The 16158-nt window shown below is 67.4% G+C and carries 15 protein-coding genes; 14 read left to right on the forward strand and 1 reads right to left on the reverse strand.

Translation table 11 applies throughout. The annotated features are described in order from the left end of the window. Positions 1-37 precede the first annotated feature (37 nt). A complete protein-coding gene (locus ACODTB_RS03455) occupies positions 38-511 on the forward strand; it encodes a MarR family winged helix-turn-helix transcriptional regulator (RefSeq protein ID WP_291111227.1) in 474 nt (157 codons plus the stop codon). On the opposite strand, the gene ACODTB_RS03460 is transcribed toward ACODTB_RS03455, so the two are convergent. Further along, positions 508-1443: a LysR family transcriptional regulator gene (locus ACODTB_RS03460; protein WP_291111229.1), complete on the reverse strand. Its 936-nt coding sequence runs from the start codon at positions 1441-1443 to the stop codon at positions 508-510. The two genes, ACODTB_RS03455 and ACODTB_RS03460, sit on opposite strands and share 4 nt — an antisense overlap. A gap of 99 nt (positions 1444-1542) precedes the next feature. Here ACODTB_RS03460 and ACODTB_RS03465 point away from each other — a divergent pair, with 99 nt between their 5' ends. The 13 genes from ACODTB_RS03465 (at position 1543) to ACODTB_RS03525 (ending at position 16156) form a co-directional block, all read left to right on the forward strand. Continuing rightward, entirely contained in the window at positions 1543-2337 is a 795-nt protein-coding gene (locus ACODTB_RS03465) for a dioxygenase family protein (RefSeq protein ID WP_291111231.1), read from the forward strand. Positions 2338-2351: 14 nt separating this feature from the next. Then, positions 2352-2981 (forward strand): esterase, encoded by a 630-nt coding sequence (ypfH, locus tag ACODTB_RS03470; RefSeq protein ID WP_488929100.1) that lies wholly within the window; start codon positions 2352-2354, stop codon positions 2979-2981. Between the two features lie 25 nt (positions 2982-3006). Then, complete coding sequence (locus ACODTB_RS03475) at positions 3007-4176, forward strand: glycosyltransferase (protein WP_291111234.1); 1170 nt, start codon at positions 3007-3009, stop codon at positions 4174-4176. A gap of 223 nt (positions 4177-4399) precedes the next feature. After that, a complete protein-coding gene (locus tag ACODTB_RS03480; protein ID WP_291111236.1) occupies positions 4400-5608 on the forward strand; it encodes a hypothetical protein in 1209 nt (402 codons plus the stop codon). A 338-nt stretch (positions 5609-5946) separates the two neighbouring features. Continuing rightward, positions 5947-6633 carry a TetR/AcrR family transcriptional regulator gene (locus tag ACODTB_RS03485; protein ID WP_291111238.1) on the forward strand — a complete coding sequence of 229 codons (687 nt, stop codon included), beginning with the start codon at positions 5947-5949 and terminating at the stop codon, positions 6631-6633. Continuing rightward, positions 6630-7529: an SDR family oxidoreductase gene (locus ACODTB_RS03490; protein ID WP_291111240.1), complete on the forward strand. Its 900-nt coding sequence runs from the start codon at positions 6630-6632 to the stop codon at positions 7527-7529. The genes ACODTB_RS03485 and ACODTB_RS03490 overlap by 4 nt, the downstream gene beginning before the upstream one ends. After that, on the forward strand, positions 7522-9126 hold the full coding sequence (locus ACODTB_RS03495) for an acyl-CoA carboxylase subunit beta (RefSeq protein WP_488929101.1): 1605 nt from the start codon (positions 7522-7524) through the stop codon (positions 9124-9126). Before ACODTB_RS03490 ends, ACODTB_RS03495 begins: the two co-directional genes overlap by 8 nt. Positions 9127-9171: 45 nt before the next feature. Then, positions 9172-10344: an acyl-CoA dehydrogenase family protein gene (locus ACODTB_RS03500; RefSeq protein ID WP_291111244.1), complete on the forward strand. Its 1173-nt coding sequence runs from the start codon at positions 9172-9174 to the stop codon at positions 10342-10344. Next, complete coding sequence (locus ACODTB_RS03505) at positions 10341-11141, forward strand: enoyl-CoA hydratase/isomerase family protein (protein WP_291111246.1); 801 nt, start codon at positions 10341-10343, stop codon at positions 11139-11141. The genes ACODTB_RS03500 and ACODTB_RS03505 overlap by 4 nt, the downstream gene beginning before the upstream one ends. Further along, positions 11138-13057, forward strand: coding sequence for an acetyl/propionyl/methylcrotonyl-CoA carboxylase subunit alpha (locus ACODTB_RS03510; protein ID WP_291111248.1), 1920 nt, complete (start codon positions 11138-11140; stop codon positions 13055-13057). Before ACODTB_RS03505 ends, ACODTB_RS03510 begins: the two co-directional genes overlap by 4 nt. Beyond that, on the forward strand, positions 13054-14214 hold the full coding sequence (locus ACODTB_RS03515) for an acyl-CoA dehydrogenase family protein (RefSeq protein ID WP_291111250.1): 1161 nt from the start codon (positions 13054-13056) through the stop codon (positions 14212-14214). The genes ACODTB_RS03510 and ACODTB_RS03515 overlap by 4 nt, the downstream gene beginning before the upstream one ends. Beyond that, complete coding sequence (locus ACODTB_RS03520; RefSeq protein WP_291111252.1) at positions 14211-14705, forward strand: thioesterase family protein; 495 nt, start codon at positions 14211-14213, stop codon at positions 14703-14705. Before ACODTB_RS03515 ends, ACODTB_RS03520 begins: the two co-directional genes overlap by 4 nt. A gap of 206 nt (positions 14706-14911) precedes the next feature. Continuing rightward, positions 14912-16156 carry an efflux RND transporter periplasmic adaptor subunit gene (locus ACODTB_RS03525; RefSeq protein ID WP_488929102.1) on the forward strand — a complete coding sequence of 415 codons (1245 nt, stop codon included), beginning with the start codon at positions 14912-14914 and terminating at the stop codon, positions 16154-16156. The last annotated feature ends 2 nt before the right edge of the window (positions 16157-16158 follow it).

Here is a 16158-nt window from a genome sequence, read left to right on the forward strand (position 1 = left end):
CTATGCTCAGGGTATTCACTGGTGGAGTCGATGTGTGATGGGTGAACTCTTTCTCTACCGCCTGACCCGCCTTCAGGCGGCGGCCGTCGCGCCCGTGGGGCGGCTGTGCCAGGCCCGCTATGGCGTGTCGCGCCGCGAGTGGCGGCTGATCGTGGTGCTGGCCCGGCACGGCCCGGTGCTGTCGTCGGAACTGGCAGACCTGGCGCAACTGGACCGCGCGCGCACCTCGCGCATCGTCACGACCCTGGTCGACCTCGAACTCGCTGCTCGCGAGGTCATTCCCAGCGACCGCCGGCAGGCGAGGGTGTCCCTGACGGACAGGGGCCGCGCGCTGCACGACGAGTTTCTGCCCGTGGTGGTGGAGCTCAACCGGCAGCTGCTGCTGGCGCTGGAACCCGAGGAGGTCGCGCAGCTCGACGGGCTGATGGACCGCCTGGCCGAGCGCGCCAAGGCCAACCTCGCGGCGCTGGACCTGCCCAGGCAGCGGCGCTCGCGCCCGGTGCGGCGCTAGCGCTCACCGCCGCTGCGCCCTTTGGCGCGTTTCTGCGTCGGCCAGGCCTGCATGCGGAAGGCCTCCACCAGAAAGTCGATCAGCAGGCGCACCTTGGGCGAGACGAACTTGCGCGAGGGGTAGACCACGTACACGCCCAGCTCGATGGAGCGGAACTCGGGCATCAGCTCGACCAGGGTGCCGGCCTGCAAGTCCGGGCCCACCAGAAACGAGGGCTGCAGCACGATCCCCTGGTGGCGCAGGGCCGCCAGGCGGCAGGTGTCGCCGTTGTTGCAGCGCAGCCGGGGCGAGACCTTCACCGAGACCGGCCCCTGCGGCCCCGTGAAGCTCCAGTGGTCGCCCATGGAGAACAGGCTGTAGGCCGCCACCTGGTGCTGCGCCAGATCAGCGGGGTGGCGGGGTGTGCCGTGCTGGCGCAGGTAGCCGGGTGAGGCGCACAGCACCAGGCGCGTGCTCGCGATCTGGCGGCTCACCAGGCTGGAGTCGGGCAGGCGCGCGATGCGCACCGCGATGTCGAAACCTTCCTCCACCAGATCGACCACGCGGTCCGACAGCGTCACGTCCAGCGTGAGCTTGGGGTGGTTGGCCATGAAGGCCATCCACAGCGGCGCCAGGTGCAGCAGGCCGAAGGTGAAGGGCGCGTTCACGCGCAGCAACCCGGTGGCCTCGCCGCTGCGCGAGGTGATCTCGGCCTCGGCCTCGTCCACCGAAGCCAGCACCTCCTTGCAGCGCGTGTGGAACACCTCGCCTTCCGGCGTGAGCGAGAGCCGCCGCGTCGTGCGGTTGAGCAGGCGCACGCCCAGGTGCGACTCCAGCTCCGCCACGTGCCTCGACACCGCCGCCTTGGACATGGGCAGGGCGTCGGACGCCGCGACAAAGCTGCCGGCATCGACCACGGCCACAAACACCCGCATGGCTTCCAATCGGTCCATTTGTCTCTGAATGAGGAACAGTTTGTCTCATTGAAACATGTTTATCTCTGAATGTGGAACTTTTAAAGTTCCTCCATCGACCTGTTGAAGGAGCACTTCATGAACCGCCTGCCCACCCTGTTCGTTTCCCACGGCGCTCCCACGTTCGCGCTGGAGCCCGGCCTGGCCGGCCCGAAACTGGGCGCGCTCGGGCGCGCCCTGCCCACGCCGAAGGCGGTGCTCATCGTCTCGCCGCACTGGATGACGCGCGGCGCGCGCGTGGGCCTGAGCGAGCAGCCCGCCACCATCCACGACTTCGGCGGCTTCCCGCAGCCGCTCTACGAAATCACCTACCCGGCCACCGGGCACGCCGAGCTGGCCCGCCGCACGCTGGACGCGTTGAAGAGCGCAGGCTGGACCGCCCAGGGGGAGGAACACCGCGGCCTGGACCACGGTGCCTGGGTGCCGCTGCTCTACCTGTACCCGAAGGCCGAGGTGCCGGTGTTCCAGGTGTCGTTGCCGCATGGCCTGGACGCCGCGGGTGCCTGGGCTTTCGGGCAGGCGCTCGCACCGCTGCGCGACGAGGGCGTGCTGGTGATCGGCTCCGGCAGTCTGACCCACAACCTTTACGAATTCCGCAGCGGGCACGGCGATGACGCAGCCTACGCCACCGAGTTCGTGGCCTGGGTGCGTGAGGCCGTGCAACAAGGCGACAGCCCGCGCGTGCGGCGCACGCTGGACGACGCCCCGCACGCGCAGCGCGCCCACCCGACCACCGAGCACTTCCTTCCCCTGCTCGTGGCGGCCGGTGCGGCGGGCGAGGGTGTGGCGGCCGAGGTGATCGATGGCGGCATCACGCACGGTGTACTGTCCATGGACAGCTTCGTCTTTGGCGCACCCACCGACTTGCAATGAAGGTGAGCGAGATCATGGACGATGCCATCCTTGTCCAGCAACCCGCCGCCACGCCCGACGAGCTCATTCTGCTGTTCCATGGTGTGGGCGCGCAGCCCGCCGATCTGGTGCCGCTGGGACACGCGCTCGCCCGGCACAAGCCCCTGGCCTGTGTGGTCAGCGTGCGTTCCCCCGAGCCCTCGAACCTGGGTCGGGGCTGGCAGTGGTTCTCGGTGGTCGGTGTCACCGAAGACAACCGCCCTGGGCGCGTGGCCGAGGCCATGCCGGGCTTTGTCGAGGCGGTGCGGCACTGGCAGCGAGAGAGCGGTGTGGGCGCCTCGGGCACCACGCTGATCGGCTTCTCCCAGGGCGCCATCATGGCCCTGGAATCCACGCAGCACGCCGGCGGGCTGGCGGGCACGGTGGTGTCCATCGCCGGCCGGTTCGCGGTGCCGCCGAGAACGGCGCCCGTGGGGACCCGCATTCATCTGATGCATGGCGACGCCGATGGCGTGATGCCCTTGCGGCTGGCGCGCGAAGCCGCCGATGGCCTGAGCCGGCTGCAGGCCGAGGTGACGCTGGACGTGTTCCCCGGGCTCGGGCATGGCGTGGACGCCCGCGTGCTGGCGGCCATCGACCAGCGCCTCGCATTGCCACACAACTGACACACAGGGCCGATCCAATCGGCCCATGCGAACCGTCGACCTGATCTACTTCAACGCCGGTGGCGGCCACCGCGCGTCCGCCCTGGCCCTGGAAGCGGTGTTGCGCGAACAGCCGCAACCCTGGAACGTGCGCCTGGTCAACCTGTTCGAGGTGCTGGACCCGAAAGCCAAGTTCCAGCAGATGACCGGCAGCGCGCCGGAGGACTGGTACAACCGGCGCCTCGCGCGCGGCTGGACCATCGGCATGGCGCAGGAGCTCAAGCTGCTGCAAGGCCTGATCCGACTGGCGCACCCCATGCTGCTGCGGCAACTGCAGCAACATTGGCTGCGCACCGAGCCGGATCTGGTGGTCTCGCTGGTGCCCAATTTCAACCGCGCCATGGTGGAGAGCCTGGGCGCCTCGCTGCCCGGCGTGCCCTACGTCACTGCGCTGACCGACCTGGCCGATGTGCCGCCCAGCTTCTGGATCGAGCGCGATCCGCGCCAGCACGTCGTGTGCGGCACACCGCGCGCGGTGGCGCAGGCGCTCGCGCTGGGCCACGCGCCCGAGCGGGTGCACGCCACCTCCGGCATGATCCTGCGCCCCGAGTTCTACCAGCCCATGCGGCTCGACCGTGATCAGGAGTTGCGAAAACTCGGGCTTGACCCGTCGCGGCCCACCGGCATCGTGATGTTCGGCGGCCACGGCTCCAAGGCCATGCTGGGCATCGCCGAGCGCCTGGGCGCGAGCACGCAGCTGATCCTGATCTGCGGCCACAACAAGGCCCTGGCCGCGCGCCTGCAGGCGCTGCCGCGCGGCGCGCCGCGCTGCGTGGTGGGCTTCAGCACCGAGGTGCCGCGCTACATGCGCCTGGCCGATTTCTTCATCGGCAAGCCCGGGCCGGGCAGCCTGAGCGAGGCGGTGCAGCAGGGCCTGCCCGTGATCGTGGTCGACAACGCCTGGACCATGCCGCAGGAACGCTACAACGCGCACTGGGTGCGCGAGAACGGCCTGGGCATCGTGCTGCGCAGCTTCAAGGGCATCGGCGCGGCGGTGGAGCGGCTGCTGGCCGACCTGGAGAACCACCGCGCCTGCGTGCGCCGCATGGACAACCGCGCGCTGTTCGAGATTCCCCTGCTGCTCGACCGCATTCTGGAAGAAGCGCAGGCCGCGCAACGGCCCGCAGGATCAGAACACCATCCGGTCCGCCCGTGAGGGCAGCAGGCTCATGTCGATCAGGTCTTCGGGCCGTGGCGTGGTGTTCAGCGCCGTGACCTTCGAGCGCTGCTGGAGACCGCCCGGCTCAAGCTGGTGAAGGGTCGCTGCTCACGGAACCTTGCAGTGCCTCTTTCCCACTGAAGGTGATTCGCAATTTTGGCGAATTCAAAAATCGATAATTTCAAATTTAATTATGAATACAAGTCTGGGAAAAGCTGATATGTCAAGCTACCAGTCGATGATCCTGCCAGAGATCAACGACGAACAAGCCAAATTTATTTCGCAGAATATGCTGGATCGAATTTGTACGGATGAATTTGATGATGCATTAAAAAGAACCGATCCAGAAAATCGCACCAAATGCATTCTTGATGCATTGACGTATGCCTGGGGTGGGGTCGTGGAAATGAATAATTTGTCAGAAGTGATCAATATTCAGAAGGAGTGCTATCTCAGTGCCCGGGGAGTGAATTTTAAGCATATGCCCAATGAATACAAGTGGGCGTGCATTGATTTTAATAATGCAATCAGACATGCACTATTGTCTCGACTTCATCCTGATCTAAAATACGACATCAATAGAGCGATGGCAATTTTCCTGGAGGAGAGTGCGGATTACAATAATGCCTCGGAGGCGGATAAATATTTCTTGTATAAAGAAAAGATTTGCGATGTCATTCGAGTGGTTAAAAGAGATTGCAGTGAAAATATGACAGAGCAAGTCAATGTGCTAATCGCAGAGAGTTCTTTTCCAAACTGCAATGCAGCATTGAAAAACAATGAAATTGCAACGAGCCCCACAAGGCTTTTCTTTCCAATCGTCCATGGCGTATATAAAAATCTCAACGATTTCCCTTTGCCGCGAAATCATGAAATTATTCAAGAGATATCGAGAACGGTTTTGAATAAAATCAAAAGAACGAGAACTTTCGATCGATTGGAAAAAAATATTTCCGACAATGTAAACAAAAAAGAGGGATTTCGAGAATTTTTCTATTACAACAGTGCCCGTGCAATTTTTAATGGGCTGTTGCTGGCATGGACAGGCAAGCCATCGCTCAAAATAGATTCTACAACATCTCGAATTTTGGATTTTATAGAATCCGCGAGAGCAGATTGGATCAAAGCCGATGGAGTGGAACAGATTTTCAATGAAAAATTGAAACTTCTTCTTTCGGAGCAATTTTATGTTCCATCCTTTGCAAAAGAACTTCACGCCGATTACAAGAATTTGCTAAAGGTTCGCGAAGGCTACGAAAATGAGGTGCGTAAGATTCGAGAAATATTCAGAGGCAAATCAGATGAACGAAAATTGGTGAATGCGGCGGTTGGTAAACACCTGACCGATGTCATCGAAGCACTAAACACATGTGGCAGAGAACATGCAAATTGCGAAAGAATCGCCTTGCAACTTGGCTGGAAAGCCTGACGCAGTCGAGGTCCTCAACCCTCACAGGCCGTAAAGGCAGCGCCAATGTTCAGAAGCCCGTGCTGACCAACTCGCCCATCGACGATGGCGCGGCGCGGTCCAGACGGGTTGGTCGTCGGGTGCAGGATGACATCGGCAGGCTTTCTTAACGTGGTGGCGCGCCTCGTCTCCCGCTTCAGCCGTGAGGCGGGCAACAAGAAGCGGGTGGTCCGCTTGCCTTCCTGCTGAGAACGGGTAGGCGAAGCCGGGGGCAGCACGACAACGAGCCATCTCGACTGCGTTTATTTTTACAAAGCAGGTGCTTGCTGAAAATCAAGCCGGCTGCTATCGTGCCGCGCATGAGCCTGGCCGACACCGATGCACCCCCCGCCGACGAGGCGCCGCGCCGCCCGCGCGGCCGCCCGCGCAAGACCGCCGATGAACGCGACGACGGCAACCGCCGTCGTGAGCTGATCGCGGGGGCCGCCCGCCTGTTCCGCCAGCAGGGGTTCGCCGCCACCAGCACGCGCGACATCGCCGCCGCCGTGGGCATGCGCTCGGGCTCGCCCTTCTACCACTTCGAAAGCAAGGATGCCCTTCTCGGCGCGGTGATGCTCGAAGGCATGCAGGGCGCGCTGCAGCGCCAGCAGGCCGCGCTGGCCTTGCTGCCGCCCGGTGCGCCGCCACGCGAGCGCCTGCGCGTTTTGATGCGCAACCACTTCGAGGTGCTGCTCGGGCCCGACAGCGATTTCATTCCCGTGATGCTGTACGAATGGCGCTCGCTCAACACCGCGCAGCGCGGCGAGGTCAACCAGTTGAAGGACCGCTACGAGGGCGACTGGGTGCCCGAGCTGGAAGCCCTGCACGCGCAGGGCCAGCTCGGTGCCGACCCGGTGCTCGCGCGGCTCATGATCTTCGGCGCGCTCAACTGGTCGGCCCAGTGGTACGTGCCGCCCTCGGGGCGCAGCGCCAAGGCGCGCTCGCGCGTCTCGCTCGACGAACTCACCGAATCGGCCTTGAAACTTTTCCTGAAGGAGCCGGCATGAGCACCACTTCCCATTACCGCTCGGCCTTCGCGCCGGGCCTGCTGCACGGCCGCGTGGTCGTGGTCACCGGCGGCGGCTCGGGCATCGGCCGCTGCACCGCGCACGAGCTCGCCAGCCTGGGCGCGCACGTGGTGCTGATCGGGCGCAACCTCGCCAAGCTGCAGGACACGGCCGGCGAGATCGTGGCCGACGGCGGCCGCGTGAGCTTCCACGCCTGCGACATCCGCCAGGAAGAGTCGGTGCGAACGGTGGTGACGGCCATTGTGGGCGCACACGGTCGCATCGACGGCCTGGTGAACAACGCCGGTGGCCAGTACATCACGCCACTGGAGAACATCAGCGCCAAGGGCTGGCAGGCGGTGATCGACACCAACCTCACCGGCGGCTTCCTGTTCGCGCGCGAGTGCTATGTGCAGAGCATGCAGGCGAACGGTGGCGCCATCGTCAACATCGTGGCCGACATGTGGGGCTCCATGCCCGGCATGGGCCACAGCGGCGCGGCGCGCGCGGGCATGGTGAACTTCACCGAAACCGCCGCGCTGGAGTGGGCGCGCAGCGGCGTGCGCGTGAACGCCGTGGCCCCAGGCTACATCGCCTCCAGCGGCATGGACCACTACCCACCCGAGGCCGGCCCCATGTTGCGCGAGATGCGCGAGACGGTGCCGGCCGGGCGCTTCGGCAACGAGGCCGAAACCTCGGCCGCCATCGTCTTCCTGCTCAGCCCGGCGGCCAGCTTCATCAGCGGCACGGTGCTGCGGGTGGACGGTGCGCGCCCGCAGGTGCGCATGGGTTGGGGCCAGGTGGCCGCACCGGCAGAGGCGCAGGGTCGCGATGCCGTCAGGCCCTTCGAGGGCTTTCATCGTTACGTGACGCCCAAGGTGTTCCAGGATGTTTGAGTCGTCGTTCAACCCACAGAGTCCCCAGGCTTTGCAACGGTGCGAAGCCATGCTGGCGCGCATCGCCCAGTTGCGCGCGCTCGAAGACCGCGCCGCGCTGACCTCGGCCAAGTCCAAACCCGTGTTCGACAAGCGCGGCCAGCTGCTGCCGCGCGAACGCGTGGCCCTGTTGCTGGACCCGGGCGCGCCCTATGTGCCGCTGTGCACGCTGGCCGGTTATCTGCAGGACACGAAGGAGCCCGAGAAGTCCGTGCCGGGCGGCGGCATGGTCGCTGGCATGGGCTTCATCGGGGGCGTGCGCTGCATGGTGGTGGCCAGCGATTCGGGCATCGACGCGGGCGCGATCCAGGCGCGCGGGCTGGAGAAGATTTTGCGCGTGCAGGAGATCGCGCTGGAAAACAGGCTGCCCTTCGTGCACCTGGTGGAGAGCGCGGGCGCCAATCTCACCAAGTACAAGGTGGAAGGTTTCGTGCTCGGCGGCGCGCTGTTCCGCAACCTGGCGCGGCTCTCGGCGGCGGGCATTCCCGTCATCACCGTGCAGCACGGCTCGGGCACGGCGGGCGGTGCTTACATGCCGGGGCTGAGCGACATCGTCATCATGGTCCGGGGGCGTTCGCGCGCCTTCCTGGCCGGACCGCCCCTGTTGCTGGCGGCCACGGGCGAGGTCGCGACGGAAGAGGAGCTCGGCGGTGCCGAGATGCACACCGGCGTGTCGGGCCTGGGCGAGTACCTGGCCGAGGACGACCGGCAGGCGCTGGGCATCGCGCGCGACCTGCTGCAGCGCATCGGCTGGCAGGGCGTGCGGGCCGCGACCGCGCCCGAGCCGGTGTTCCACCGCGACGAGCTGCTGGGCCTCATGCCCGCCCACCACCGCGAGCCGGTGGACATGCGCGAGGTCATGGCGCGCATCGTGGACGGCTCCGAGCTGCTCGAATTCAAGCCGCTCTACGGCGCCGCCACGCTGTGCGTGCAGGCGCGCATCGGCGGGCACGCGGTGGGCCTCATCAGCAACAACGGCCCGATCGACGTGGCCGGCGCGAACAAGGCCACACACTTCATCCAGTGGATGTGCCAGCTGGGCCACCCCCTCATCTATCTGCAGAACACCACCGGCTACATGGTGGGCAAGGACAGCGAGCAGGGCGGCATGATCAAGCACGGCAGCAAGATGATCCAGGCCGTGACCAACGCCAGCGTGCCGCAGATCACCATCCAGTGCGGTGCCTCCTTCGGCGCGGGCAACTACGGCATGTGCGGGCGCGGTTATGCGCCACGTTTCCTGTTCAGCTGGCCGCAGGCGAAGACGGCCGTGATGGGGGGCGAGCAGGCCGCGCGCACCATGCAGATCGTGGCCGAGGCCGGCATGGCGCGCAAAGGCATCACGCCCGACCCGGCGCAGATGCAGGCCCAGTTCGATCAGATCGTGCACGTGTTCGAGAGCCAGGCCGACGCTTTCCACACCAGTGGCCTGGTGCTCGACGACGGCGTGATCGACCCGCGCGACACCCGCGCCGTGCTCGCCTTCTGCCTGGACACCTGCGCCGAGGCCGGCGCGCGCGAACCCCGGCGCATGCCCTTCGGCGTGGCGCGCATGTAGCCACCGACCCCTTTCCCATTCAAAACCACCGACGGAGACAAGACCATGCAGTTGAGCCACGAACACCGTGAAGTGCAGAAGACCCTGAAGCGCTACATCGACGAGCACATCAACCCGCACGTGGATGAATGGGAAGCGGCCGAGATGATGCCGGCGCACGAAATCTTCAAGGGCCTGGGCAACCTCGGCCTGCTGGGCCTGACCAAGCCCGAGGCCTACGGCGGCGCGGGGCTGGACTACAGCTACAGCATGGCCATGGCCGAAACGCTGGGGCACATCCACTGTGGCGGCGTGCCCATGGCCATCGGCGTGCAGACCGACATGGCCACGCCCGCGCTGGCGCGCTTCGGCAGCGAAGAGCTCAAGCGCGAATTCCTCGCGCCGTCGATCGCGGGCGACCTGGTGGGCTGCATCGGCGTGAGCGAGCCCGGCGCGGGCAGCGACGTGTCGGCGATCAAGAGCGTGGCACGCAAGGACGGCGACGACTACCTCATCAGCGGCCAGAAGATGTGGATCACCAACAGCCTGCAGGCGGACTGGATGTGCATGCTGGTCAACACCGGCGACGGCCCGGCGCACAAGAACAAGAGCCTGGTGATGGTGCGCATGCGCGAGAACGGCAAGCTGGTCAAGGGCATCGAGGTCGCGCAGAAGATCAGGAAGATCGGCATGAACAGCAGCGACACCGGCCTGATCTACTTCGACGAGGTGCGCGTGCCGCAGCGCAACCTGATCGGCACCGAGGGCTCGGGCTTCATCTACCAGATGCAGCAGTTCCAGGAGGAGCGCCTGTGGTGCGCGGCGAGCACCCTGCAGAGCCTGACCAACTGCATCGGCTGGACGGTGGAGTGGGCGCAGGACCGCAAGCTCTTCGGCGCCAGCCTGGCCGACCAGCAGTGGGTGCAGTTCAAGCTGGCCGAGCTCAAGACCGAAGTGGAGAGCCTGCGCGCGCTCACCTACCTCGCGGTGGAGCATTACGTGGCCGGCGAGGACGTGACCGAATGGGCCACCATGGCCAAGCTCAAGGCCGGCCGGCTCAACCGCATCGTGCCGGACACCTGCCTGCAGTTCTGGGGTGGCATGGGCTTCACCTGGGAGAACAAGGTCTCTCGCATGTACCGCGACGGGCGCCTGGCCTCCATCGGCGGCGGTGCCGACGAGGTGATGATGGGCATCCTGAGCAAGATCATGGGCATCGCCAAGAGGCCGCAGAAGTGAGCGGCGCCGCCTTCCTGGTCGAGCGCGCGGGCGATGTGGAGCACTGGACGCTCAACGACCCGGCCACGCGCAACGCCCTGAGCGACGCCATGGTGGCGGGCCTGTACGAAGCCTGCCTGCGCGCGCAGCAGGATTCGACCCTGCGCGTGGTGGTGCTCACCGGCGCGCCAGGGGCCTTCAGCGCCGGCGGCAGCCTGGGTGGTTTCGCCAGCGCCATCGGCCAGCCCTTGCAGCCGGGCGAGGACGACCCGCTGATCGCGATGAACCGGGGTTTCGGCGACGTGTTGCACGCGCTGTGCGCGCTGCCGCAGCTGCTGGTATGTGCGGTCGACGGTGCGGCCATGGGTGGCGGTTTCGGTCTGGTGTGCTGCGCGGACCACGTGATCGCCACCGAGCGCTCCAGCTTCGCCACACCCGAGGTGACCCTGGGTCTGCCGCCGGCGCAGATCGCGCCCTTCGTGTGGCAGCGCCTGGGCGATGCCGCCGCGCGCCAGTGTCTGCTGCAAGGCCGCAGCTACCGCGCGGCCGATGCACAGACGCTCGGCCTGGTGGACGAGCTGGTGGCCGACGGCGCGCTGGCCGCCGCGTTGCCCGAACGCGTGCAGACCATGAAGCGCGCCGCCCCTGGCGCCGTGGCCGGCACCAAGCGACTGTTGCAGCGCCTGCGCGGTGAGGTGCCCGACCTGCGCCACGAGGCCGCCATCGCTTTCGCCAGTGCCTTGCGCGGGCCGGAGGCGGCCGGCGGCCTGGCCGCGTTTGCGAAGAAACAGCCCGCGCCGTGGGCCCCCAAGCCATGAAACGATTGCTCATCGCCAACCGCGGCGAGATCGCCCGCCGCATCATCCGCACCGCGCACGCCATGGGCATCGAGACCGTGGCGGTGTTCTCCGAACCCGACGCCCGCGCCCTGCACGTGCGCGAAGCCGGCAGCGCCTACGCGCTGGGCGGTGCGGCCTCGGCCGATTCCTATCTGCGCGTGGACCGCCTGCTGGACGCCGCCGTGGCCACCGGGGCCGACGCGGTGCACCCGGGCTACGGTTTCCTGAGCGAGAACGCCGACTTCGCGCAGGCTGTGATCGACGCCGGCCTCACCTGGGTCGGGCCGCCGCCGGCGGCCATCCGAGCGCTGGGCAGCAAGTCCGCCGCCAAGGCGCTGGCCGTGCAACACGGCGTGCCCTGCCTGCCGGGTTACTTCGGTGACGACCAGCGCGACGAAACCTTCGCGGCCGAGGCGCAGCGCGTCGGCTTCCCGCTGATGGTCAAGGCCGTGGCCGGTGGTGGCGGGCGCGGCATGCGTCTGGTGCACGAGGCCGCGCAGCTGCTGCCCGCGCTCAAGGGTGCGCGCTCCGAGGCACTGGCGGGCTTCGCCAACGGCGACCTGCTGATCGAGCGCGCCCTGCTGCGCCCGAGACACGTGGAGGTGCAGGTGTTCGCCGACGCGCAGGGCCACTGCGTGCATCTGGGCGAGCGGGACTGTTCGGTGCAGCGCCGGCACCAGAAGATCATCGAGGAAGCGCCGAGCCCGGCCGTCTCGCCGGCGCTGCGTGAAGAGCTGGGCCGCTGCGCTGTCGCGCTGGCCCAGGCCGCGGGCTATGTGGGCGCGGGCACGGTGGAGTTCCTGGTGGACGGCCACGAGTTCTTCCTGATGGAGATGAACACCCGCCTGCAGGTGGAACATCCAGTGACCGAAGCCCTCACCGGGCTGGACCTCGTGGAGTGGCAGTTGCGCGTGGCACGTGGCGAGGCGCTGCCGCTGGCGCAGGACGCCATCCGTTTCCACGGCCACGCCATCGAGGTGCGCCTGTGCGCGGAAGACGAGCACTTCACGCCGCACACCGGCCGCGTGCACCACTTCGCCGAGCCGCCCTTGCCGCGGGGTCTGCGCTTCGACCACGCGCTGGAAACCGGCAGCGAGGTCACGCCGCACTACGACGCCATGCTCGGCAAGCTGATTGCCCATGCGCCCACCCGACGGGAGGCGATCGACCGCCTGGCCCACGCGCTGGACCAGACCCTGGTGCTGGGCCTGCCCACCAACCGCGCCTTCCTCGCGGCTTGCCTGCGGCACCCGGTGTTCCACGAAGGCGGGGCGCTCATCCCTTTCCTGGGCGAAGAAGGCGACACGGTGCGCGCGATGCTGCTGCACCCGCCCGATGCCGTGCTGGCCGGGGTGCTCGCGGCGGTGTTCGGCGCGCAGGCGTCCGCCGCAGCCCTGCCATGCCCCTTTGCCCGCCCGCTGCGCTGGTTGCACGAGGAGCAGGTGCTGGAGCTCGCGGTGCAGGAACAAGGGCAGGGCGCCCTGAGCGTGGTCTGGGGCGAACGCACGGTGCCCGCCCGCGTGGCCCCGGGTCGCGTGGTCATCGGCGGTGTCACCTGGCCCGTGATCGCCGTGCCTCTCGGCGGGGGCCGCTGGCAGGTGCAGGCCGGCGCGCACACGGTGGCCCTCACCGATCTCAGCCTCGCGCCGCGCGAGCGCGCGGGGGGCGGATCCGCCGCGTGCGAACTTCGGGCGCCTTTCAACGGCAAGCTCATCGCCGTGCATGCGCAACCAGGCGCGAGCATCGCCAAAGGTGAGCCGCTGCTGGTCATCGAATCCATGAAGCTCGAACACACCCTGGCCGCACCGCGCGACGTCACCGTGGAAGCGCTCTCGGTGGCGGCGGGGCAGCAGGTTGCGCCCGGGCAATTGCTGGTCACCTTCACCGCCGCATGAACGCCACCGCCGACTTCACCACCGAAGACCGCGCCGCGCTGGTCGACACCGTGCAGCGCTTCGCCACCCAGCTCATCGCGCCGAACGTGCCCGCCTGGGAAGAGGCGGGCGAGTTGCCGCGCTCGCTGCACCGCCAGGCGGCTGAGATCGGCCTGCTGGGTCTGGGCTACCCGGAGCACCTGGGCGGCACGCCCGCGCCCTGGAGCGCGCGCAACGCCATGTCGCGCACCCTGGCGCGGTACGGCGGCAGCGGCGGCGTGATGGCCAGCCTGTTCACCCACAACATCGGCCTGCCGCCCGTGCTCGCGCACGGCACGCCCGAGCTGCAGCAGGAAGTCATTCCGCCCGTGCTGCGCGGCGAGAAGATCGCGGCCCTGGGCATCACCGAGCCCGGCGGTGGCTCCGACGTGGCCGCGCTGCGCACCACCGCGCGACTCGACGGTGACGAGTACGTCATCGACGGCGAAAAGGTGTTCATCACCTCTGGCATGCGCTGCGACTGGATCACCCTCGCGGTGCGCACCGACCCCCAGAGCCAGGGAGCGAGCGGCATCTCGATGATCGTGGTGCCCTGCGACGCGCCCGGCATCTCGCGCAGCGCGCTGCAGAAAATGGGCTGGCTGTGCTCGGACACGGCGCACCTGCGCTTCGACGGCGTGCGCGTGCCCGCGCGCTACCGCCTGGGCGCCGAGGGCGCGGGTTTCCGCATGATCATGGGCAACTTCAACGGCGAGCGCCTGGCCCTGTCCGCCATGGCGCTCGGCTTTGCCGAGGCCTGCCACGACGAGGCCCTGGCCTGGTCCCGGCAGCGCAGCACCTTCGGCGCGCCCCTCATCGAGCGCCAGGTGATCCGCCACAAGCTGATGGACATACAGATGCGCATCCGTTCCACCGAAGCCTGGCTGGAAGCGCTGGGCGCGCGCGTGGACGCGGGCGACGACGGCGCCGACTGGGTCGCCAACGTCTGCCTGCTCAAGAACCACGCCACGCAGACCATGCAGTTCTGCGCCGACGCTGGGGTGCAGATCCTCGGCGGCATGGGCTACATGCGCGGCACCGTGAGCGAGCGCGTCTACCGCGAGGTGAAGGTGATGATGATCGGTGGCGGTGCCGAGGAAATCATGAAGGAACTGGCCGCACGACAATGGGGACTATGAGCAAACACACCGCCGCCACTTCTTCCCCACCGGTCGAGTTCGAGCCCGAGTTCATCGCCGTGCTCAAGGACCTGTTCGAAAACAAGATCGTCTTCAACAAGGTGCTGGGCCTGAAGATCGAGGACATCCGCCCCGAGCGCGTGACTGCGCGCATCGACATGAAGGCCGACCTGATCGGGCACTACCAGCACGGCCGCGTGCATGGCGGCGTGGTCAGCGCCGCGCTCGACGCCATGGGCGGCCTGGCCTGCATTGCCGCCAACGGCGCGCGCCACATGACCGAAGAGCCGATGCAGCGCCTGCAGCGCTTCACCAAGCTCGGCACCATCGACCTGCGCATCGACTACCTGCGGCCCTGCGTGGGCGATTACTTCCTGCTCAGCGCCGAGGTGTTGCGGCTGGGCTCGAGAGTGGCGAACACGAGAATGGCGTTCGAGGGGGCGGACGGGAAGCTGCTGTGTGTGGGGGCGGGGGCGTACATCGTTTCCTGACCAAGGGTCGTCAGGCCTGGCGTGAGGGGAAGTGAACCTTCCGCGTCGGCCACGGTCAGACGCCGTTACAAGCAGTTGCGAATGGCTATCATCTGGCGTTCGTGCCTGCGATCACGCAGCCAGCGTCGGCGCCGCCAGAGAGGCTGGTGTTCGACCAGCCACCGGCCCGCCTTTCGCCTCTCCTTTGCGTCTTTCCACTCGTTTCCATGTCCGCATCTGAGCCTTCCTCCGCCGCTGCGCGCTCGCCTTCCCGTCTGTCCTGGCCGCGCGGGCTGTTGTGGCTGGGCCTGTTCCTGGGCATCGGTTTCGCGGCGTGGTGGTTCCTGCTGCGCCCGCCGCCACAACCCCCCGCCGCACCCAGCGCCTGGCGCGGCCCGGTGGCGGTGCGGGTGGAGCCGGCGCGCACCGAAGACTTCACGGTGCAGGCCCGAGCCGTCGGCACGGTGGCGCCCTACAACACGGTCACGGTGCGCAGCCGGGTGGACGGCCAGCTGGCCCGCGTGCTGGTGCGCGAAGGGCAGAAGGTGGCGCGCGGTCAGTTGCTGGCCGAGATCGATCCTGAGCCCTTGCGCGTGGCGCTGGCGCAGGCGCAGGGCCAGCAGCAGCAGAACCTGGCCCAGCTGCGCAACGCCGAGAGCGAACTGGCCCGCTATGAAGGTCTCTTCAAGCGCGACGCCGTGGCCCGCCAGGTGCTGGACCGCCAGGCCGCGCTGGTGCAGCAGTTGCGCGGCACGCTGAAATCCGACGAGGCGCAGGTGGACAACGCGAAGCTGCAGCTGTCCTACACGCGCATCGTCGCGCCCATCGCGGGCCGCATCGGTCTGCGCCGGGTTGACGCGGGCAACCTGCTGTCGGCCAACGACGCGAACGGCCTGTTCACGCTGACGCAGACGCAGCCGGTGTCGGTGGTGTTCAGCGTGCCCGAGCCGCAGGTGGCCGAGGTGCGCGCTGCCCACGACGGCAAGAACCCGCCACCCGCCGAGGCCTGGGACCGCGACAACCAAACCCGCCTGGCGCAGGGGCGGCTGGACACGCTGGACAACCAGATTGACGCGGCCACCGGCACGCTGCGGCTCAAGGCGCGTTTCGAGAACGCGGACGATGCGCTGTTTCCCAACCAGTTCGTGAACGTGCGCCTGGCGCTGCGCCAGCTGCCCGGCGCGGTGACGATTCCCACCGACGCGGTGCAGCACGGCTCGCGCGGCAGTTATGTGTATGTGATCGCCGAGAACAAGGCCCAGGTGCGCGACCTCACGCTCGGCCCCGCCAGCGGCGGGCGCACGGTGGTCCTCAAGGGCCTCGTCAGTGGTGAGCCGGTGGTGCTCGAAGGCCTGGACCGCCTGGAGAACGGCCGCGCGGTGAACGTGGTGCAGGCGGCGGCGCTGCCCGCCGGTTCGCCGCTGGCGCCGGAGCCCGATCAGCCGGCGGCGCCCGCCACCCCGGCGCGCTGACG

It is taken from the genome of Hydrogenophaga sp. FG152 (assembly GCF_057809615.1).